The organism is Prevotella sp. 20925_1_30 (assembly GCF_041433025.1).
Taxonomy (GTDB): domain Bacteria; phylum Bacteroidota; class Bacteroidia; order Bacteroidales; family Bacteroidaceae; genus Prevotella; species Prevotella vespertina.
Genome location: NZ_JAPWAR010000004.1, coordinates 127885 through 149510, shown reverse-complemented (window position 1 = coordinate 149510; position 21626 = coordinate 127885). Strand labels below are relative to the sequence as shown.

The following is a 21626-nucleotide window of genomic DNA, read 5'->3' as shown; positions in this document are numbered from 1 at the left end:
CAATCAGCCTCACCCCCGTCCCCTCTCCATTCGGAGAGGGGACGGGGGTGAGGCTTCTCTTCCTATTAACGTAGGCGTCTGCTTCAATCCTTGCAATTCTCATCTACAGCCTCTTATGCACATCCCCTCCTTTCATTTAGGCTTTGTGAGTTTTCCTATTTACACTCTCTTACAGCCTTTTATGCACCTCCCCTCCTTTCGGAGGGGCTTGGGGAGGCTTCCTCTACCACAATTAGAAAGGCCCATAAGAAGGACAATTCATCCAACTTATGAGCCTTTCCTCATTATATACATTATCTAATTCACGAGAGTCTCGATTTATCTATAAACATCGAGGGAGAGCTTAGCCATGGTCCAAGATCAGTAATCCTTGACAATCGGATGAGCCTAGGATGAACATTATCAACCATCGCCTCGTCCTTCCAAGAGCTATAATTAGAGATGTAGGCAGCCCATCCTCCAACGTCTAAAACGGGTTCGATATCCGTAGAAAACGAATTGCCCACCATCAATAATTGCTCTGTTCTGACGTTGAAACGCTTGCATAATCTGCGATAAGCGTCCTCTGTCTTGTCCGAAACAACGATGACATCATCGAAGAAAGACCTTAATCCCGATCGTTCCATCTTCTTCTCCTGATCGAGAAGTTCGCCTCGTGTGAACACAACCATGCGATATAAACCCGTTGAACGTAGCTGTTCTAGGCTCGATCGCACTCTATCAAAGGGCTTACCAGGCAATCGCAACAGCTCTTTCCCTATCCCAATTATCTGTTCTATTTCCTCTCCTGTAACCTTTCCTTGGCTTATATAAACTGCATTCTCTACTAGTGAAAGTATGAAAGACTTACTTCCACAACCATAAAGAACATTATTCTCTCTCTCAGTAGACCGAAGAGACCTTGATATCTCATCTGCTTCTGCATACGAAGCAAGGATCTCACAGTACACTTGCTCTACTGAATCGAAGTACGTCTGACTCCCCCATAAGGTGTCATCAGCGTCGAATGCTAGAAGTGTAATCTGTCTCATAAACTCAAACCAACTAATTTGATAATTGTATATCATGAATAGTCTCTTATTTAGGAAATACTTTCCTATGAGACAATGGATAAAAGGTTTGAATTCAGACTGATTGTCTTTTTTCCTTCATAGAAGCCTCCTCTCTTATTCAATCTTTCGATACAAAGATACAAGGTTATCGCTATATTCAAGTATAAAAGCACGTATTTTTCCAACAAAGTGCCGTTATTTCACATTTTTTATATAATCAGCTCCTCTCGAAAAGATTATTTTTATTATAGAAAAAAGCACCTTTTTATTTGAATAACTCAACTTTTTTCCTTTTCTTTGTACAACTTTATCCAACGAAGAACATGGATTATCTTGCTTGCACGATACTTCATGATGACATATAGAAGATAATTAAAAACCAAATGGAAAAGAAACTTCTTACATTGGTGTTGCTCTCTTCTGCTGTAGGAGCAAGCACTTCTGCGATGGCACAAAAGACTGGGAAACAGGCGGGGAACCCCAATGTTATCATCATCTTAGCCGATGACTTAGGCTATGGAGACCTAGAGTGTTATGGGGCAAAGAACGTTCACACGCCGAATATCAACCGCTTGGCACAGTCGGGCATACGCTTTACTAATGGTCATGCAGTGGCTGCCACGAGTACTCCCTCACGTTACTCGCTCCTTACAGGGGAGTATGCTTGGCGACGAGAGGGTACGGATGTGGCTCCTGGTAATGCTGGGATGATTATCAAACCGAGCCAGTTTACAATGGCAGATATGTTTAAGAGTCAGGGATATGCTACCTGCGCTATTGGTAAATGGCACTTAGGATTGGGTGATAAAACGGGTGAGCAGGATTGGAATGCACCCTTACCACAGGCGTTAGGCGACATTGGTTTCGATTATCACTACATCATGGCAGCCACTGCGGATCGTGTTCCTTGTGTGTTCATAGAGAATGGGAAGGTGGCAAACTATGACCCCGAGCATCCGATAGAGGTCTCTTATCGAAAGAACTTCGACGGAGAACCAACTGGACGAGACAATCCCGAACTATTGTACAATCAGCGTGCTAGCCATGGACATGATATGTCTATTGTCAATGGAATTGGTCGAATCGGTTACATGAAAGGCGGGGGTAAGGCGTTATGGAAGGATGAGAACATTGCAGACTCTATCCTTGTGCATGCCACGCGATTCATAGAACAACATCAGAAAGAGCCGTTCTTTATGTATTTCGCTACTAACGACGTACACGTTCCACGCTTTCCTCATCCCCGATTCAGGGGTCATAACATCATGGGAGTGCGTGGCGATGCCATCGAACAGTTTGATTGGACGGTCGGAGAGTTGCTCCGCAAGCTCAAAGAACTGCACCTCGACGATAACACCTTAGTGATTCTTACGAGCGATAACGGTCCCGTTGTGGATGATGGATATGCTGATGGAGCCGAGGAACTGCTGCATGGTCATAGCCCGGCAGGTCCTTTCCGTGGGAATAAATACAGTGCTTTCGAGGGCGGGACGGCTATTCCTCTGATTGTGTCATGGGCTAAACAGGTGAAAGGAGGTGAGGTCTCAAGTGCCTTGGTGAGCCAGATTGATTTCCTTTCATCGCTTGGTTCGCTCATTCATGCCACCCTTCCAAAGGGGAGTGCACCGGATAGTAAGGATTATCTCTCAACCTTGCTCGGTCGCAATAAGCAGGGGCGCGATTATGTCATTGGGCTTTCCAGTAATCATGTTCTGTCTGTTCTCACCCACAGATGGCGGTATATCGAACCGAACGATGGTGCTCCGATGATCCAATGGGGGCCAAAGATTGAAACAGGCAATGCACCTTTTCCCCAGCTTTATGATATGCAGGCAGAGAAATACGAAACGCACAACTGCGCTGCCGAACAGCCCGAAGAAGTGTTTAAAATGCAGACGATATTGAGGAAGGAAAGGGCTCGTTGACATTCAAAAATCATAATTTACAAATCAAACTTATGGTTAGGTTGAGTTGAAGAGTAGGCAAATTATTTATTAAGTAAACGAGTTAACAAGGGGACTCGTTTACTTATCAACCTGAAATAAACACTCGTTTACTTATTAATTAGTAATCTATTCAACTTGAAAAACATCTAAAATACTTACAAATAGGTATTGTGGTAAGCGTGTCAACATGCTACCTTTGCACAAAATTTACAAACAATTAGTAAACAACTTGTCTACATGCAGTGGCATGCTAAACGATTAGCTGCTATAAAAGAAGAATCTTCGGATTCTCAACCCAATGCAAGGTTGCTATAAGTTTGATTATCTAAATTATGCTTTATAATACAAAATACATGTTGTCTCTGCTGTTAGTTCTGACTCCACTGAGCGTGTGTGCACAGAAACAAGACAGTCTACAAACAGAGCAAAAGAGTGCTTTAACTGACTCGGTTCATCGTATGACCGAAGTGATTGTACGCTCCAATCAAATGCTGGGGAGCAAGTTTGAAGCCCGTAACCGCACTGGTTCGGCTTATTATATATCTCCCACTGAGATTGTGAAGTTCGGTTACACCGATATTAATCGTATGCTTAAGAGTGTGCCAGGAGTGAATGTTTACGAGGAAGATGGATATGGTCTTCGACCGAACATCAGTCTTCGAGGCACCAAAGCCGAGCGCAGTGAGCGCATCACCTTGATGGAGGATGGTGTGCTGGCAGCCCCTGCTCCTTATGCAGCTCCAGCCGCTTATTACTTTCCGAATGCGGGTCGTATGTACGCCATAGAGGTGTTGAAGGGTAGTAGTCAGGTGCAGTACGGTCCTTTCACGACGGGTGGTGCTATTAATATGGTGTCTACCCCCATCCCTTCCAAGTTCAGTTTGAAGGCGAACGCATCCTATGGTAGCTATAACACATTGAAGTCTTACTTCAGTGTAGGTAATCGCTTCAAGTACACAGGATTCATCATTGAGTATCTACGTTACCAATCGGATGGATTCAGAAAGGATGTTCCGAACGAGCGAACAGGATTCAAACGCAATGACATCATAGCCAAGTTTGCTGCCCAGACCAATAATGAGGAAGGGCTCAATCATCTGTTTGAACTGAAGTTCGGGTTTGCCAATGAGACTTCAGATGAGACCTATCTCGGATTGTCCGAACAGGATTTTGCCCTCCGCCCGTACTATCGCTATGCAGGAGCACAGAAGGATAACCTCAAGACGAGACATACCCAATGGGTGGCAACTTACGTCATCGAGTCGCCAAGGAAACTCAAAATAACCACCAATCTATACTATAATTACTTCTTTCGTAACTGGTATAAACTCAACGAAGTAAGGGTGGGGAACACTAAAGCTGAACGCCGTTCGATAGATGCAGTATTGGCTGACCCCGAGACAAATAAAGCCTACTTTGATATTGTGACAGGGCAGACCGATTACGTAGGGGAGGCTTTAATGCTGCGTGCCAACCATCGTGTTTATCACTCACGAGGCATTCAGTCGAAGGGAGAATACCGCACAATGCTATGGGACGGATACCTCACAGCTGAGCTTGGACTGCGTTATCATGCTGATAGCGAAGACCGTTTTCAGCAAGACGACGGCTATTCCATGCAAGGAGGACGCATGCAGCTCTTTTTGAAGGGGCTCCCCGGAAGCAACGCCAACCGCATTACTACGGCACATGCTTGGGCTGGTTATTGGTTGGCGAAATGGTCGAAAGGAATCGTCACCCTTACTGCCGGCATGCGTTACGAAGACGTTGATCTGTTGAAGAGAGACTATACTAAGGCCGATCCTCGTCGAACAGGAATGGTGCGTATAGAGACTTCTAACCATGCAAGAGCACTATTGCCTGGTATTGGAGTAAACGTCAAACTCCTACCTACACTATCGGCTTTCGGCGGTCTTCATAAGGGTTTCGCTCCTCCTAGTGCTACCTTAGATCAGAAGGCAGAAAGCAGTGTTAACGTTGAAGCAGGCTTGCGATACACCACCACAAAGATGAAAGTTGAGGCTATTGTATTCAATAACAACTACTCCAATATGCTTGGGAGTGACCTCGCAGCACAGGGTGGGCAAGGTACACTGGAGCAATTCAATGTGGGTAAGGCACTGGTTAATGGATTAGAGTTCATGTTCCAGTATCAGCCCATCCCGCAACATCTCGCTCTCCGTCTGCCCTTACAACTATCTTACACCTATACCAATACGAAGATGAAAAACGATTTCGTCAGTTCGGCATGGGGGCATGTTGTCTATGGAGATGAGATACCTTATATATATAAGCACGCTTTGAACCTACAGATCGGACTTGAGTATAAATGGTTGGAAGCCAACTTTGGAGCACGATATAATGGTGATATGCGCACGACGGCAGGGCAAGGTCGCATTGCAGAAAGGGAGAAGATTCCACATCACCTTATATTGGATGCCTCATTGAAAGGGCGTATCAATAAGCGACTCACCCTCACTTTGAATGCTATCAACCTAACGAATAAACGCTACCTCGTGTCCCGTCACCCTTCAGGATTGCGTGCCGGTCACCCTTTGGGAGTGTATGGAGGATTGCAATTTGTGCTCTGATAGTATATAAACCATCAATAGATACAAGCGAAAAGAACAATCATGATAAAAGAGATAAATAGATTTATCAACAAACGAAAAGCTCTACTGACCCTCATCCTGCTGTTTATGACGCTCACGCTGACGGCACAGACAACAGGAACCATCAGTGGAACGGTCAAGAACGAACAGGGCGAAACACTCATCGGAGCCTTTGTGCAGGTTGTAGAAACTAAACAGAAAGCAGTGAGCGACATGGATGGTCACTTCACCATAAAGGCTTCGCAAGGACAGACCTTACAGGTGAGTTACATCGGAATGACACCTCGGAAGGTAAAAGTGAGCGGTCAGAACCTTACCATCACACTAAAGGCTGATGCGCGACAGATTGATGAAGTCGTCGTAACAGGCTATCAGAACATCCGTAATAGAGTATATACAGGAGCGGCAACATCGGTTAAGATGGATGATATTAAGCTGGAAGGTGTTGCCGACGTATCGCGTATGTTGGAAGGACGAGTGCCTGGTTTATCTATTCAGAGCATATCGGGAACCTTCGGATCAGCCCCTCGTATTAATATTCGTGGTGGTGCTTCAATCATCGGAAACGTGCAACCTCTGTATGTCATAGACGGTGCGGTGTATGAAGACTTGGTGCATCTCAGCCTCGACCAACTTGCATCTGGTGATGCTGTGACGCTCATCTCCTCAGCAATATCAGGTTTGAATCCTGCCGACATACAGGATATTCAAGTGTTGAAAGATGCTTCTGCTACATCAGTCTATGGTGCTCGCGCCTTGAACGGAGTAATTGTCATTACCACAAAAGCGGGTAGAAGAGAGTCTCCCCTACGTGTAACTTACTCCACAGAGAACTCCATTCGCCTCAGACCGAGGTACTCCGACTTCGACTTACTAAACTCACAAGAGACCATGTCACTCTATCAAGAGATGAATGATAAGGGCTATTTCGGTGTGACCAAATCGTTATATGGACGGCGAAGTGGCATTTATTACCAGCTATATAAGGCTGTTAGCACCGTCAATCCAGCAACGGGTACTTACTATCTGCCCAATACGCCTGATGCAAAGATGGACTTCCTGCGCAAGAGGGAGTATGCCAATACTGACTGGTTTAAGCTCCTTTTCACGATGAATCCTACCACTAACCACATGATAACATTGTCGGGTGGTGGCAAGAACACAGCTACTTACGCTTCATTAGGTTTCTATCATGATGCTGGATGGACGATAGCTGATAAGGTAAGTCGCTTTACGGCAAATGTAAAAAACACCTTTTACATTAACGACAAACTGACTGCCACACTCACAGCACAGGGCAATATCCGTTCGCAAAAAGCACCAGGAACGATGCCGCAACGCAAGAATAACGCCTTAGGAGTGTTCGAACGCGACTTCGATATCAATCCTTTTTCTTACGCTTTAGGTACGAGTAGGACTTTAAGTCCTTATGATGATGAGGGTAATCTGTCGTATTATCGCAACAACTGGGCACCTTTCAACATCTTAAATGAGTATGCTAATAACAAGATGGATATCGATGTCTTGGACTTCAAGATACAATCCGAAGCAACCTACAGAATCAACCCTGAGCTGGCTTTGAAAGGCTTAGTTGCACTCAGACATGCTTATACCAATACGACGCATGAGGTGCTTGAAGGATCGAATATCATACAGGCCTTTCGTGCGAATGAGAATCCTTTTGTTGCCAAGGAGAATATTTATTTGGTGCATGATAAGGACAATCCGCAGTTGCAACCGAGGGTAGGTCTGACTCACGGAGGCATTCTCAACAAGACAGAAGCATCCTTAAAGAGTTTCTTGGGACGCATAGCCATCGACTTTGATAAGCGGTTGGGACAACATGACCTAAAGGCTTTTGCCTTCACAGAGTTGCGTTCGGCTATTCGCACAACCAATCCTTTCGAGGGTTATGGTATCCAATATGACCGAGGCAATCAGGTATATACTAACCCCTTGATATTCAATAAGCTCATTGATGAAGGGAGTAGTTACTTCAGTTACCACAAGCGGAATGACCGCGGAATAACCTTCTCTTTCAATGGTACTTATGGGTATGCTGGCAAGTACATATTCAATGTTGTGGTTAATACCGAGGGTTCGAACACATCGGGAAAGGGTGCTCGTGCCTTGTGGTTACCCACTTGGAACATTGGAGGAAAGTGGAACTTAGACCAAGAGGAATGGTTGAAAAACAATCAAACTATCTCTCGTTTGGCTCTAAGAGCTAGTTACGGCTTGACCGCGAAGATGAATGAAGAGGCTATCAATGCTAATGCTGTCTATCGAAGTGGGATAGTGAATCGATTCCAGTTCGGCGATAGAGAGAACAAACTAAACATCTTTCACTTAGAGAACAGAGACCTCACATGGGAGAAGATGTACGAGTTGAACATTGGTATGGAACTAGGTTTATTCAACAACCGAATAAGTACAACACTGGATGTATATCAACGAAATACATTCGATCTCATCGATCTCGTCCGAACATCGGGAGTAGGAGGTGAATATTACAAGTACGCTAACTTTGGTGATATGCGTACGCAAGGTGTAGAACTCGGAGTGCATACAAAGAACATTATCAGTAAGGACTTTCAATGGTCAACAAGCCTCACCTTGAGTGCTATGAACCAAAAGATAACATGCTTACTGAATACTCCTAATGCCTTTGATATGGTCGCTGGGCGAGGCAGGGGGAACATAGTAGGTTACCCAAGAGGCTCTCTCTTTGCCTTTAACTTCCAAGGATTGGATCAGAACGGACTACCAACTTTCGACTTCGGGCTTTATCCTTCTAATCAAGGAGAGTATGCGAAGAATGCTGGGGCAGACTTCCTTGATACGCAATATGCCAAGTCTTACCTCTTATATTATGGACCTATTGAACCGCAGGTGATAGGTGGCTTGTCCAATACTATTAGGTATAAAGACTGGGAACTATCGTTCTTTCTGACCATGCAAGCTGGTAATAAGATCCGGCTGAACCCCACTTTCGACCCCGAGTTTGGTGATTTAAATGTCTTCTCGAAGTCTTACTACAATCGATGGCTCAATCCCGGAGATGAGAGAAGGACGGATGTTCCGGTACTTCCATCGCAAGAGTTGATTGAAAAAGTGGGTAAGGAGAACATCGAAAGGGCGTATAATACTTATAACTACTCGCAGATGATGATTGCAGATGGTAGTTTTGTACGCATGAAGAACATCTCTTTAGCCTATCATGTACCTAATGATTTCCTAAAGAAGATGAGGCTGCAAACAATGGATCTACGCCTTAATGTGACCAATCCCTTCCTCCTTTATTCAGACAAGAAACTAAAGGGACAGGATCCAGAGTACTATAAGTCGGGTGGTGTATCACTACCAACTCCAAAGCAATATACCCTAACATTGAATATAGGTTTCTAACTGAATGAAGATGAAGAAATACATATCATTACTGCTTTTAGCCGTTAGCTGTCTGCTTGTCGGCTGTAACGACTTCCTCGATAAGAGCCCCGATTCGGACTTAGACGTCAATATTGATTCTGAGAAGAAAGTAGCTGAACTACTTACGGGAGCCTATCCGGAAGCAAGCTATATACCCTTTCTTGAACCTCGAACAGATAATGTGGAGGAACGGACGAATGGGGTCCATACACGATTGAATGAGGCTATGTTCTTCTGGGAAGACTATGATCAAGAGGATTTGGACACGCCTCTCAACTATTGGAATGCGTGCTACAAAGGTATTGCGCAGGCTAACAAAGCATTGGAACTATTAAGTCGTTACCCTAAAACGGAGCGTGTGAAAGCGTTGTACGGAGAGGCTTTCTTGTTGAGAGCCTATCTACATTTTATGTTGGTGAATATATGGGCGGAGCCTTATGGAGGTGCTTCGGATAATCCAGGAATACCCTATATCACCAAGCCAGAGAAGCACGCCTTGGTCAATTACGAACGTGGAACTGTAAATGAGGTGTACGATAAGATAGAGAAAGACTTACGCTTAGGTATATCCTTAGTATCGGATAACTATTATACACATCCTAAGTTCCATTTCAATAAGAAAGCCGCTTACGCTTTCGCAACTCGGTTCTATCTCATGAAAGGGGAATGGCAATCTGTGATCGAATATGCCGATTATGTCTTAGGGAGTGAACCGAAGGGTCAGCTTCGATCATGGCGTCATTACGCTGATGAAATGGAGTTTTCTCCACAAAACCTATACCATAGGTATATGGCCGCGGATGAACCAGCTAATCTCTTACTAACCACTACCGAGTCACGATGGGCACGTTCAGTGGTGAATGAAAAATATGGTTCTACATTCAACACCATTGATAAGATCTTTGCGCAAAGGGGCATAGAAGGAGGCGGAGATTACGCTAAGATGAATTTCATTGGTACTTATCTCTTCACTTCCTCACCAGCTCCTACGACCACAGGACGATACATGGCTAAGTTTGATGAGTTGGCTAATTCAGAGCAAACAGGCACTAAGCCGCGTGGCATCTATGTGACTAATGCACTCTTCACAGTCGATGAAGTGCTCCTCAACAGGATGGAGGCTTATGCTATGCTAAGGAACTATGACCATGCAATCGATGATTACCTGCAATACATGCAAGGCAAGTTTGGCTTCATGCCATCCGTCGAACGTGCAGTGTACACATCGACTAACAGCAATCGATATAACCTATATTCTCCCTTCTATGGGATGACCTTGAAGCAGCTTGCAATGGTACAACTAATACTCGACTTCCGCCAAAAGGAGTTCTTCCAAGAGGGCTTACGTTGGTTCGACATCCGCCGCTTTCACATTGCTGTAAAGCGTTCGTCGAAGAGCTCCTATTACTTCCCCTTGGAGAAAGATGACCCTCGAAAAGTTCTTCAGATACCAACAGAAGCTATCCAACGAGGGCTTACTCCTAATCCCCGTGAGCGTCAGCAATTGCCAAGATAAGTATGATGAACAAGTAAATGATTAGAAAGATGATAAAGATAAAAGCAATTCTTCTCCTGTTCGCAACCATCATTCTCGCTGCTTGCAGTAGTGAGAAACTAAGTGAGATAAGCGTCATTGACGAAGGGAGAAAGCAGATAGCAACCACCGAACTGGATAAGTGGATCCTTGAGAATATCACAATCCCTTATGGAATAGAGGTGGTCTACCGATGGGAAAAGAATGCTGGTTCTACTGGCTCTTACATATATCCTCCAAAGCTGGAGAACGTTCGTAAAGTGCTTGAAGCAGTACGAGTAATGGGCTTGGAGACCTATCGCCTCAAGGAGACGGGTGGGGAAGAACTATTGCTCGGGAGGCTCCCTATCAAGTTATATCTATATGGAGGAGGGAATCCAGATACGCATGGTGTGGAGCGACTTAACAATCCGCAACTCACTGCGAAAGAGATGTGTATCTATCATGTAGACGATTTCAACCCTGCAGATAAGGATAAGGTCTTTGTCCTTATGCGCAGTGTTCACCATCAGTTAGCCAAGTGCTTAATGCTACACATTGCCTATGACCGTGACAAATTCTCGATGATCAGTAAACAACGATACACTGGTTCTACAGAGTCTCTGGCTGCTCCTTTAAGCTATGCACGCACTGGCAAGGAACGTTTTGGGCTCGATTCCTATGCCAATAAACGTGGTTTTTATACGATGTTAGGCTTTCTCTCGCCTGAAGATGACTTTGCCGAAATCATCAGTGCCACGCTAACCAGTACGCCTAAGGAGGTTTATGACGCATCAATCACGGCCCAAACTCCCGACACAGACATCGATCCTGAGGTAAATGCCCGATATGCAGAAGAGGCGAAGCAAGCCTATAAAGAGTTTACTGAGAAACAGTCGTTTGTAACCGAATATGTACTCAAGTCGTGGCATATAAACCTAAAGCAAATGCAAGTAATAAGCATTAGAAGAATTAATGCTTACATCAAACAACACCAGAGATGAATAACAATAAAATGAAATACTATCTATTAGCAATGGTGCTCCTCTTGGTTGCCTGCACCAGTAATGACGATGTTTTCGATAAGAATCCAGCGCAACGCAATAGTGAGAGTATTGCTAATTTGAAACGAGAACTCGTCGAGGCACCTTATGGATGGCGTGTCCTTTATTTCCCAAAGACCGACTCCTTGCTCTTTTCCAACCCTTCAGAACTGATTTCACAACAGGCTTTCAGGGGGCGATATGGCTATGGAGGCGACTATTACACAATGCAGTTTAAGGATGATAACACGGTTGTAATGCGTGCTGACTACACCGAGCAGACTGCTACACAACCAATGACAAGCGAGTATCTTATTGGTAGGAACAGTTTCACCCAACTAACTTTCTCCACTTATAATTATATCCACCAATTAGTGAACGACCGCTTTGAAGGGTCGTCAGACTTCCTTTTCATGGGGCGAAATGAGGATGGAGACTTAGTTTTCCGCACGGCATCCTACCTTCAACCTGCACGTGAGTACATCGTCTTTTCGAAGTTGAAAGCACCAGAGGAAACAACCTCCTTCGTGCAAAAAGCGTATGAGAATCGGGCGTTCTTTGAGCGTATGACGAACCCACAACTGCGTATCCACCGTGGTGGGCGCACGTTCTTTCAAAGTGACATATACATCAAACGCAATGTAGAGACTAATCAAGCTCTATTGAAGGAGATTGTTGCGAAGCGTTATTATCTCTTCCTTTTCACGCAGAAGAAGAACCCTATTCCGGGCTATCCAGCCAAAGAAATGACTGGATTAGGCTCTGGTTATGCAGGCACGGAACAGGGTATTACCTTCCGAGCTGGGCTTCGTTATGATAGTAAAACGATGTTTTTCGACTTCCAGCGACAGGGTGATCGCTTTGTTGCAGAGCTTGTTTCGGTGTACGATCCACTATTGCGTACCACCCGACTGGTCAGTAAGCACCTCCATCCCGAAGGTGAGTTTACAGGCTTGGAAGCCGAAATCTGGGATGCACCCACCGAATAATTCAACAATAGAAGATAGGTAAATACATTCAATAAGACAATCAACTATGGTGAAAAAACTGATTCATTATATATTAATAGGTGTGCTGCTCCTTACTACTGGTTGCACAAGGAGTAGTGAAGAATATGCCGAGGAGGACTACGAGAAACTATTTCCTTTCAAAGGAATAGATAAGCCGAAGCTCTCTTACGAAGATCAGGTTATACAGCTCGGGAACCCCGATGCACCTGTTACTGATTATGTGTATCCAGGTGTAGACATCACCGATAACGTAAGAGACTACACCGTTACGCTCACGTGTTCCTATACTGAGGTGAACCTTTTGGGACAACTCGTGGAAGATAGTGACATCTCTTCTAGATACACCATAAGGTACATTTCGCCCGATAAACAGCTGCATGTCATAGCAAGCAATCGCCGAGATGAGACTGCAACAACCTTCCTGACCAATGGAATGGAGTATAAGATCACCTTCACTGCACACTCTGGTTATCCTATGTATATCTGTGTGAATGGTGTCGGTCCACGTGGTTCTTCCATCAAGGCGACCATCTCTGCAGTATCAGAAGATGGACTCACTATCGTGAAGCCACTCACTGTCAACCAGCATCAAAACGAAGAGGGAATCGACAAGATAAAGTCTCCTTTCTGTGGTTATATTATCCTTCCATAATAGAGAAAATGATGAAGAAGAATCCAATCAATTATATCTTACTATTCTTATTACCGCTCTGCTGTCTCGCTTGTAACCAATGGGAAGGAGAGACGGTAGAGTCGGCTTATCGTGAACCAACTATCCCCGACCCTGTCTATCAGTTTAAACGTAATGGTGCAAGTAGCGTTGATTACTTGGAGTGTAGTTTGTTGCGTGACCCCATGGACTATATCTATAACAGCTATTTAAAGATAGCCGCTATCATGTATCCAGCCAACATGACGAAGGTACAAGACTATTTTCAGAATGGCGAATTTGGCTTAAAACCAATGGAGGAAGTGGCTGCTTCGTCCTTACACAAGGCTGACCGCAACCGCATACTGGCTGATATTAACGACATCTTCACCACTACGGGCAAGTTAAGCGGACTATCACAACCGAGTCCGGGAACGGCTCGTAATCATCGTGCAGCACGAGGAGAAGCAGGCTATGTGGGTACGAATATCGGTGATGTCAACATCGCTTTTGTCAATGAGAAAGGGCTTGTTGTGGCGGAGATGTTTAATGGTATCGTATGGGGAGGAGTGTATCTTGACAAGGTGCTGAACGTACATCTCAATGACAGTTTATATACAGACAGCCGTCTACGACACGACCATGAGCTAACAAAACTACTGCCCGGTCGTAATTACACAGAGCTTGAACACCATTGGGACTTGGCTTATGGCTATTATCAATATTGGTTACCTGTGATCCAAACAAGCAGTTTGCCTGTGCTACGGGAGAGTCGCATTAAGATTTACAACGCCTTTGCACGAGGTCGATTGGCACTCACGGAATATCGTTATGACGATGTACACGAACAATTACAACTGATTAGGAGTGAGTTATCAAAGGTCGCCGCCGTACAAGCCATGACCTTCCTTGTGGGCGAGATTACACGTGTCAATCTTGATGAAGATGCCCAGAATGCCCTCGTTTTCTTGTCTCGTGGCTGTGGAGCAATATATGGTTTGCAGTTCACGGTGCAGTCTTCTGGCAAACCCCACCTTAGTTATGACGAGGTGAAACAATATATCAATCAGCTCACAGCCGATGGCGGACTATGGGACAAGCAACGCCTCTTAGCACCGGAAAGTACCGAAGGTTCGCTGCGCAATATTGCTTCGGCAATAGGCAAACACTATGGCTTGACGCTGGCAGACATCAATCAATTTAATCAATAAATACGCATTCTATGACAAATAAAATCTATCTCTTTCTGTTCTGCCTATTGTCCTTCTCTTATACAGCAAAGGGACAAGTGGGACAAGAACTGATACTCAATGGAGGATTTGAAGACTATCCTCCAGAAACGATGCAACCAAGTGATGATGAGGAAGAAGGCGAGGAACAAGACCCTAACTATTATGATCCTTACCTCAAACCACGCTATTGGTACTTCAATTCCTCATTGGCTTACTCAAGGACAAAGGATGCCCATAACGGCACCTATGCTATAAAACTCTATCCCAATGGAGGCTCTTTCTTCTCACGCGACAAGGAGTTTAATCCTTATCACATCGTGGTAGAACCGGGTGCTGAATATCAACTTACTTATTGGTACAAAGGCTCTTTGAAACGTCCAAACATTACTGTTACGGTGGACTGGTATCGTGACTTAACATCCATAAAAAAGGATACGCGCGAGAAAGAAAAGGTTCGGAAGTTTACGAATCAATGGCAGATGATGACCATAACAGTCAAAGCGCCGGCAGGAGTGAATCGTGCTGGTGTGGGCTTGTATATCGAGAATGACTATGAGTCGGCAGAGTCTGGTGGATTCGTTCTCATCGATGATGTCTCCTTTAAAATGACGAAGAAAGGAACGGTGACACCTACCTTGGAGGCTCCTTCTAACCTCGTTGTCCGCCCGCAACAACGTGAGGTTGAACTTTCATGGAAGCCTGTTGCTGATGCTGATGTGCGTTATCAGGTGTTGAAGGATGGGCAGGTAATTGCCACGACAACGTCAACCTCCTTTGTTGTTGAGGCTCTCGAGCCGGGCAGTTCTTATCAGTTTAGCGTGAAGACTGTCAAAGGTTCGGAGCAATCGAAGCCCACAGACCCTATCACCGAACAAACGCAACGCATGAATATGGGCGTTGAAGAGGAAGGACGCATACCTTATTTATATAAGGTGAGTGAGGCAGGGACTTGTCCTCGAAGCCTACCTCTTTATTATCATGACTTGGCTAATCCGAATGCAGTTATCACCTATCAAGTGGACGGCACACCGGTTACACCAGTCGATGGAAAGATTGTTTTTCCCTCAAAAGGGCAGCATCTTCTACAAATAGAGATTGTGGAGACACCTGAAAGAAAGTGGGAGATTGAATATAAACTGATGGTAGATTAAGACGTTATGAGACAAAAGTTATATCTTATCTTACTCTTTGCTTGCAGCATTCTCCTTGTTGCTTGCGATAAAGACAATAGTCCTGAAGCAAAGGACATACAGCTTAATGGGGAGACACCGAACGAGGTTGCACTCACGAAACTATCCACACGTATGTTCCTCCTAACGGGTGGCACGGGGAAATATATCGCTTATGTTGCCGATTCAAAGGTAGCTGGTGTGAACATCAGTAAGGACACTTTGCGTGTAAATGGTATCTGGGAAGGTACGACCTATGCGACTATCATCTCTGGAGATAAGCGTCAGCGCATTGACATCCATGTGGTTGCTCCGGAAATCAGTATCAGTCAGTCGGAGATCAGACTCTTCCCTCGTGACGAAAGCAAGTTCGTTAGTTTGAACGGAGGAGGGGATATTGTCGACTTGAAAGTGGATGATCCTGACAAGGTGATGAGCGTTAAATGGAATGCAAAAACCAATATCTTGGAGATTCAAGCACACTATGAAGGGGAGGCAAAGATACGTGTTATTTCGCAAGACAAGCAAGAGAAGACATTGAAAGTGACGGTGCGTTGTGAGGGAACTGCCTCTCGTGTGGGCGTTTATGGCACCACTTCGCACAGCCTTTATGCGCAGATGAACACGGTGATGGCGGTTCGCCGACCGGGAGTTGGCGTTTGGCTCTGCAATGGGGCACGCCCTTATTCATCGAAGAAGGTCGTTAAGATTACGCCAGCCATCGTCAACCCAGTTGTTGGAACACGTATTCCTGTCTCGCTCTCTATGCTTTATCCCGATGAATTTAGTAGTAGTGGACTAAAAGAGGGAGCACAACAATTATATGTAGAAGAGGTTCGGGAGAAGGATGTTGTACTACGAGGTCGTGGCTACAAGTTCGTTATCCCTTATGAAAAAAGGTGATATTTATTAATTAAAAAACAATCAGTAACAAATGAAAGTCTTTACATCAAAGAAAGTATTAACCGTAATTGCACTGGCATGTGCGTGTTTCACGGCTCATGCTCAGGAGTCATTAACAGTGAAAACAGAGGCTGGGAAACTCGCAACTCACATCCCAGAGGCTAAGAAGTATCAGATAACTGACTTGAAGGTGACGGGCGAAATCGACGGAACCGACATCCTGCTCCTCCGTCAAATGGCTGGTAAAGGACTCTATGAGAGCGATAAGACGGAGGGAAAACTCACCTCTCTTGACCTCTCGGAAGTACGTATTGTAGAAAAAGGTGATAACTATTGTGCGATAAAGCAAGGGCTGTCAACCAAACATTATCAGCCTACCGAAAAAGATGCCATACCCCCTTATATGTTCTATAGGCTCAATCAACTTACTAAGATCCAACTCCCTATTTCTATAAAGAAAATAGACAAATTTGCTCTGACGGGTTGTACAGCTTTGACGGAATGTGCCATCCCTGAGAATGTAACAAGCATTGGGGATTATGCTTTCGCATCGTGTGAAAAGCTCACAACTATGACCTTCCCGTCTGCTTTGGAAGAGATTGGTGCGCATGTATTTGAGGGTTGTTCAGCCCTTACCACGCTTTCTGAGTTCCCCCAGACATTGACAGATATAGGAGAGAATGCCTTTTATAAGACTGCTGTGACTGCATTCTCTGTATCAGAGGAAAGCGAAGATTATGCTGCTGTTGATGGTGTGCTTTATAATAAAGAGCTGACTTCTCTCATAGCTTACCCTACTGGTAGCACCTCAACTACAGTGCAGTTTCCTGCAGAGATAGCCGATATAGAAGCAAACGCCTTCGCCTATGCTATGAACCTAAAGAGCATTGTCTTGCCTGAAGGACTTACCAACATTGGAAAGAGCGCATTTGCTTACTCGGGTCTAACTCATATAACATCTCTTGCCTCAGGGTTATCTATTAAGGAGCAAGCCTTTACTGGTTGTTTGGACTTAGTAAGCGTCAACTTCAAGGGAGCTGTCTCTGGTATCGATGAGAAAGCATTCTTTGGTGCAAAGAAGTTAGCTGTGGTTCATTTCGCAGGTACGGGTATCCCAGAGTTCGGAGAGTCAGTCTTTACTGCTTTCCGCACGCAACTCTCCATCTATGTACCTGCTGAGATAATAACGAAATTCAAGGAAATTCTGGTGAAGAAAAGCGTTGTCAAGGGCAGTCGATACGATGTACTCGATATTACGACATCGGATATTAAGACAGCAAATCAGCTCTACAACGTCTCTGAATCAGCACGTTATGACCTGAATGGCAACCATCTCTCTGCACCAGCAAAGGGTATTAACATCCTCAAGCTATCGAATGGTAAAGTCATTAAGAGGGTGGAGAAGTAGGAGAAAGAAGCCTCACTAATAGCCTAACTACAGCCTCACCCCCGTCCATCTACAGCCTCACCCCCGTCCCCTCTCCGAATGGAGAGGGGCGTGATTACTATTGATTGCAAATGAAGGGGGCGTCTCTTCGATGCAAGGAGAGGCTCTTTTCGACATAAGGAAACGCCCTCTTCAAATCGAGAAGGGCGTTTCTTTAATTCTAGAAAATTATTACCTCTATTCCTGCTAACCATCCTCTCCCATCCTACTAGTAGTTTTCACTCCCCTCTCCATTCGGAGAGGGGACGGGGGTGAGGCTCTCTTCTCCATGTTAAAAATGCCCCAGCAAAGAACTTATTGATGCTTTTCAAGAACTGAACTAATCACTCGTCAACTTGTCAACCAGTCAACTCGTTAACTCAAAGTAATCATAATTTTAAATCATGGATTACGCATTTTGAATTATTTTCTATACCTTTGCGATGTTAAAAATAGGGCGATGTTGCCCTTATCAATCAATTTGAACCATAAGTGGTTATCAATTATGAAGAATTTATTTGCAGCTTTTGCAATGCTAATGGTTATGTCATTTACGAGCGTAACCATCGTGTCAGCACAAACATCCAGTAGTCCTGCTCCAACCGCAACAGCCGTTGCGTCAGCCGATACTCTATCAGATGATGCATTGAACGATACCGGTGTTGCCGATACAAGTAAGGTGCAGTCTCTACAACAGCCAACAGGTTTCCACCAGTCGTTGAAACGTAAGTTTATCGAGGGAAATGCGGGCTTTATGTCCCTTGTTGCACTAGCGTTAGTGTTGGGATTAGCCTTTTGTATTGAGCGAATCATCTATCTTAGTTTGTCGGAGATAGACGCTAAACGATTCGTTGGTAAGCTAGAGGATATGATTGAGGCAGGTGATATCGAAGGGGCAAAAACACTCAGTCGTGACACGCGCGGACCGGTTGCATCAATCTGTTATCAGGGTTTACTTCGTATTGATGATTCGATTGATAACATCGAACGAAGCGTTACCTCATACGGTAGTGTGCAGAGTGCTAACCTTGAAAAGGGCTGTTCGTGGATTACACTCTTCATCGCTATGGCACCATCATTGGGCTTCCTTGGAACCGTGATTGGTATGGTAATGGCATTCGATCAGATACAGGAAGCGGGCGATATCAGCCCTACCATCGTTGCAGCAGGTATGAAGGTTGCATTGATCACCACGATTTTTGGTATCATAGTAGCCCTTGTTTTGCAAGTATTTTATAACTATATTCTATCGAAGATAGAGCACATCACAGCCCAAATGGAGGAGTCTGCAATCTCCTTACTAGACGCTATTATGAAGTATAAACTCAAGAGATGAAGAAGATAAAAGGTTTTAGAAAGAAGGATGAGGAGCGTATTTCGCAACGGATTCTCTATGTTATTGTTGCACTGACAGCCGTTGTCTTCATGGCATTCTACCTTGTTGGATTCAACGAACCATTGGCTAGTGACCCTGCATTTAATGCTCCTTTGCTAACCGATGTGTTGATTGGCTTCATGTGGGTCTTGCTTGTTCTTGCTGTCGTGGCAGCCTTAGTAGCAATGGTGAAGGGACTTCGCACGAGCAATCAAGAGGAGGGATTAAGCAACGGCATACCATCTAGGAAGATTGCTTATAGCACCTATGGCATTACGATTCTACTCCTTGTTTTGTCCTTCGCATTCGGTTCTTCGAAGGCAATGATGGTCAACGGAGCACACTTCACAGATGCTTTTTGGTTGCGTGTAACCGATATGTTCGTCAATACTTCATTGTCACTTCTTGTCATAGCAGCGGGTGTTGTCATCTTTGGAGCAACCCGTTATTATAGAAAGGAACACCAAAAATGATGCGATTTCGGCGTGAGAAGAAACGCACAGTACCGGGTTTGAATACTACATCAACAGCCGACATCTCGTTCATGTTGTTGATACTCTTCCTTGTAGCCTCGTCCATGGACCTAGACAAAGGAATCTCTCGTCAGTTGCCACCGATGGATAAGACGCAGAAACAAGCAACTGCCATCGATGGGAAGAAACTAATGCGTATAGCAATAGATGACGATAGTAAGGTGCAGTTGGAGGGGAAGGCTATAGCCGTGGAAACGCTTCACCAGCGTGTACAACAGTTCATTGAGGCTAACGGAAAGGCACACATGATACAACTGCAAACCTCTCGTAAGGCTTCGTATGACGTCTATGTGCAGGTGCAAAATCAGTTAGTTGAGGCTTATAACACCCTTCGCAATGCACGTTCGGAGCAGTTGTTTGGAAAGGAATTTGAGCTTTGTAGTCATGAGCAACAAGCCCAAATCATGGACGAGATACCGCTAAGAATATCTGAAGTATATGCTATTCCTGCAACAGGGAAAGCTGAGAAAGGAGGTACGGAATGAGACTTTACAGACGTCGTAACCACGATATTCCAGCATTGAACACCGCTTCTTTGCCTGATCTTATCTTCTCCATCCTCTTCTTCTTCATGTTAGTTGTACACATGCGAAAGGCTACTGTACATGTAAAATACCAAGTGCCGTCAGCAACGCAGCTATCTCGACTTGACAACAAGTCGCTCGTTCAACATATATATATAGGTCGTCCGATGGACGAAACAGGCAAGGTTACAAGCCAAACACCCGTTGTTCAGATGAATGATAAGGTCACTAACATCCCCGAAATACGCAATTATCTCATCCATCTGGTTGCCTCCTTGCCTCCAGAAGAGCGTAAGCAGTTAAGCGTGAGCATAAAGGCTGACCGTCATGTAGACATGGGCTTGATCATTGACCTTAAGCAAGCTCTGCGTGAAGCAAACATCCTCAATGTCAATTTCTCAGCCACTATGAGCCATAAAAAAGGGTAGGAATAAGCACTGTTAGTTGTGGATTGTTACGAAAGAAGACTTTTTTCTTTGCGGATTAAAGGCTTTTTTGTATCTTTGCAGATAAATATAATAGTTTATACAGAATGGCACATAGAAGTTTAGACAGGCTTGACAAGAAGATATTACACTTGATATCTGAGGATGCACGAATCCCTTTCTTAGAGGTTGCACGTGCGTGTAATGTGAGTGGAGCAGCTATCCATCAACGTATTCAGAAGTTAACAAACTTAGGTGTACTAAAGGGTTCGCAATTTGTTATTGACCCAGAGCGTATAGGTTACGAGACGTGTGCTTTCATCGGTCTTAACCTAAAGAATCCAGAGAAGTTTGACGATGTTGTCGATGCTTTAAAGCAGATTCCTGAGATCGTGGAATGCCACTATACGACTGGAGAATACGACCTCTTCTTAAAGATGTACGCATATAATAACCATCATCTGATGTCCATCATCCATGACAAACTAATGCCTTTAGGCTTGTCAAGAAGCGAGAGTTCTATCTCTTATAACGCTGTTATCGACCGCGCCTTACCAATCGAAGGAATGCGAGTAGCCGATACTGTGGTGATAGATGACGATGATGAGGACGATGAATAACGTCTCCGAAAGTAGAATTTAATTAATATTTTAGTAGGGATGCGCAGCTTGTGTGTCCCTATTTTTGTATAGTGTCACGAATGCAGTTAAGTGTGGTTCACTTCATACGGAACGCCCTTCTCCTATCAAAAAGGAAGCCTCACCCCCGTCCCCTCTCCGAATGGA

At 44.6% G+C, this 21626-nt stretch carries 17 protein-coding genes; 16 read left to right on the top strand and 1 reads right to left on the bottom strand.

Annotation, left to right across the window (positions count from 1 at the left end; all coding sequences use genetic code 11):
* Window positions 1-302: 302 nt before the first annotated feature.
* Complete coding sequence (locus O3603_RS03285) at window positions 303-1031, bottom strand: HAD family hydrolase (protein WP_314571826.1); 729 nt, start codon at window positions 1029-1031, stop codon at window positions 303-305.
* Window positions 1032-1435: 404 nt separating this feature from the next.
* Here O3603_RS03285 and O3603_RS03280 point away from each other — a divergent pair, with 404 nt between their 5' ends.
* The 16 genes from O3603_RS03280 (at window position 1436) to O3603_RS03205 (ending at window position 21461) form a co-directional block, all read left to right on the top strand.
* On the top strand, window positions 1436-2977 hold the full coding sequence (locus tag O3603_RS03280; RefSeq protein WP_371520523.1) for a sulfatase-like hydrolase/transferase: 1542 nt from the start codon (window positions 1436-1438) through the stop codon (window positions 2975-2977).
* 353 nt (window positions 2978-3330) lie between these two features.
* A complete protein-coding gene (locus O3603_RS03275; RefSeq protein ID WP_371520520.1) occupies window positions 3331-5589 on the top strand; it encodes a TonB-dependent receptor family protein in 2259 nt (752 codons plus the stop codon).
* A 42-nt stretch (window positions 5590-5631) separates the two neighbouring features.
* Window positions 5632-9018, top strand: coding sequence for a SusC/RagA family TonB-linked outer membrane protein (locus tag O3603_RS03270; RefSeq protein ID WP_371520517.1), 3387 nt, complete (start codon window positions 5632-5634; stop codon window positions 9016-9018).
* Between the two features lie 10 nt (window positions 9019-9028).
* Window positions 9029-10555: a RagB/SusD family nutrient uptake outer membrane protein gene (locus tag O3603_RS03265; protein ID WP_371520535.1), complete on the top strand. Its 1527-nt coding sequence runs from the start codon at window positions 9029-9031 to the stop codon at window positions 10553-10555.
* A 17-nt stretch (window positions 10556-10572) separates the two neighbouring features.
* Window positions 10573-11556, top strand: a complete 984-nt coding sequence (locus O3603_RS03260; RefSeq protein WP_371520514.1) for a putative zinc-binding metallopeptidase — start codon at window positions 10573-10575, stop codon at window positions 11554-11556.
* Window positions 11553-12584: a DUF4302 domain-containing protein gene (locus O3603_RS03255; RefSeq protein WP_314517863.1), complete on the top strand. Its 1032-nt coding sequence runs from the start codon at window positions 11553-11555 to the stop codon at window positions 12582-12584. The genes O3603_RS03260 and O3603_RS03255 overlap by 4 nt, the downstream gene beginning before the upstream one ends.
* 46 nt (window positions 12585-12630) lie before the next feature.
* Window positions 12631-13257, top strand: a complete 627-nt coding sequence (locus tag O3603_RS03250; RefSeq protein ID WP_371520510.1) for a hypothetical protein — start codon at window positions 12631-12633, stop codon at window positions 13255-13257.
* Between the two features lie 11 nt (window positions 13258-13268).
* The gene (locus O3603_RS03245; RefSeq protein WP_287315172.1) at window positions 13269-14465 is read left to right on the top strand and encodes a DUF4856 domain-containing protein; all 1197 of its coding nucleotides are present in this window, start codon (window positions 13269-13271) and stop codon (window positions 14463-14465) included.
* Window positions 14466-14476: 11 nt separating this feature from the next.
* The gene (locus tag O3603_RS03240) at window positions 14477-15637 is read left to right on the top strand and encodes a fibronectin type III domain-containing protein (protein WP_371520507.1); all 1161 of its coding nucleotides are present in this window, start codon (window positions 14477-14479) and stop codon (window positions 15635-15637) included.
* Window positions 15638-15643: 6 nt separating this feature from the next.
* On the top strand, window positions 15644-16558 hold the full coding sequence (locus O3603_RS03235; protein WP_371520504.1) for a hypothetical protein: 915 nt from the start codon (window positions 15644-15646) through the stop codon (window positions 16556-16558).
* Between the two features lie 31 nt (window positions 16559-16589).
* The gene (locus tag O3603_RS03230) at window positions 16590-17966 is read left to right on the top strand and encodes a leucine-rich repeat domain-containing protein (RefSeq protein WP_371520502.1); all 1377 of its coding nucleotides are present in this window, start codon (window positions 16590-16592) and stop codon (window positions 17964-17966) included.
* Window positions 17967-18489: 523 nt separating this feature from the next.
* Window positions 18490-19320: a MotA/TolQ/ExbB proton channel family protein gene (locus O3603_RS03225; protein WP_036895704.1), complete on the top strand. Its 831-nt coding sequence runs from the start codon at window positions 18490-18492 to the stop codon at window positions 19318-19320.
* Complete coding sequence (locus O3603_RS03220) at window positions 19317-19832, top strand: hypothetical protein (protein WP_314520317.1); 516 nt, start codon at window positions 19317-19319, stop codon at window positions 19830-19832. The genes O3603_RS03225 and O3603_RS03220 overlap by 4 nt, the downstream gene beginning before the upstream one ends.
* Window positions 19829-20377 (top strand): ExbD/TolR family protein, encoded by a 549-nt coding sequence (locus tag O3603_RS03215; protein ID WP_371520499.1) that lies wholly within the window; start codon window positions 19829-19831, stop codon window positions 20375-20377. The genes O3603_RS03220 and O3603_RS03215 overlap by 4 nt, the downstream gene beginning before the upstream one ends.
* A complete protein-coding gene (locus tag O3603_RS03210) occupies window positions 20374-20844 on the top strand; it encodes a biopolymer transporter ExbD (RefSeq protein ID WP_009435806.1) in 471 nt (156 codons plus the stop codon). The genes O3603_RS03215 and O3603_RS03210 overlap by 4 nt, the downstream gene beginning before the upstream one ends.
* A gap of 104 nt (window positions 20845-20948) precedes the next feature.
* Window positions 20949-21461, top strand: coding sequence for an Lrp/AsnC family transcriptional regulator (locus tag O3603_RS03205; protein ID WP_009435945.1), 513 nt, complete (start codon window positions 20949-20951; stop codon window positions 21459-21461).
* Window positions 21462-21626: the final 165 nt, after the last annotated feature.

What these genes read in the sequence shown, in the direction of transcription:
- O3603_RS03265 (WP_371520535.1), top strand. Translation starts at nt 9,029, where the DNA reads ATGAAGAAATACATATCATTACTGCTTTTAGCCGTTAGCTGTCTGCTT.
- O3603_RS03240 (WP_371520507.1), top strand. Translation starts at nt 14,477, where the DNA reads ATGACAAATAAAATCTATCTCTTTCTGTTCTGCCTATTGTCCTTCTCT.
- O3603_RS03215 (WP_371520499.1), top strand. Translation starts at nt 19,829, where the DNA reads ATGATGCGATTTCGGCGTGAGAAGAAACGCACAGTACCGGGTTTGAAT.
- O3603_RS03285 (WP_314571826.1), bottom strand. Translation starts at nt 1,031, where the DNA reads ATGAGACAGATTACACTTCTAGCATTCGACGCTGATGACACCTTATGG.
- O3603_RS03260 (WP_371520514.1), top strand. Translation starts at nt 10,573, where the DNA reads ATGATTAGAAAGATGATAAAGATAAAAGCAATTCTTCTCCTGTTCGCA.
- O3603_RS03270 (WP_371520517.1), top strand. Translation starts at nt 5,632, where the DNA reads ATGATAAAAGAGATAAATAGATTTATCAACAAACGAAAAGCTCTACTG.
- O3603_RS03255 (WP_314517863.1), top strand. Translation starts at nt 11,553, where the DNA reads ATGAATAACAATAAAATGAAATACTATCTATTAGCAATGGTGCTCCTC.
- O3603_RS03230 (WP_371520502.1), top strand. Translation starts at nt 16,590, where the DNA reads ATGAAAGTCTTTACATCAAAGAAAGTATTAACCGTAATTGCACTGGCA.
- O3603_RS03220 (WP_314520317.1), top strand. Translation starts at nt 19,317, where the DNA reads ATGAAGAAGATAAAAGGTTTTAGAAAGAAGGATGAGGAGCGTATTTCG.
- O3603_RS03210 (WP_009435806.1), top strand. Translation starts at nt 20,374, where the DNA reads ATGAGACTTTACAGACGTCGTAACCACGATATTCCAGCATTGAACACC.
- O3603_RS03225 (WP_036895704.1), top strand. Translation starts at nt 18,490, where the DNA reads ATGAAGAATTTATTTGCAGCTTTTGCAATGCTAATGGTTATGTCATTT.
- O3603_RS03275 (WP_371520520.1), top strand. Translation starts at nt 3,331, where the DNA reads ATGCTTTATAATACAAAATACATGTTGTCTCTGCTGTTAGTTCTGACT.
- O3603_RS03280 (WP_371520523.1), top strand. Translation starts at nt 1,436, where the DNA reads ATGGAAAAGAAACTTCTTACATTGGTGTTGCTCTCTTCTGCTGTAGGA.
- O3603_RS03205 (WP_009435945.1), top strand. Translation starts at nt 20,949, where the DNA reads ATGGCACATAGAAGTTTAGACAGGCTTGACAAGAAGATATTACACTTG.
- O3603_RS03245 (WP_287315172.1), top strand. Translation starts at nt 13,269, where the DNA reads ATGAAGAAGAATCCAATCAATTATATCTTACTATTCTTATTACCGCTC.
- O3603_RS03235 (WP_371520504.1), top strand. Translation starts at nt 15,644, where the DNA reads ATGAGACAAAAGTTATATCTTATCTTACTCTTTGCTTGCAGCATTCTC.
- O3603_RS03250 (WP_371520510.1), top strand. Translation starts at nt 12,631, where the DNA reads ATGGTGAAAAAACTGATTCATTATATATTAATAGGTGTGCTGCTCCTT.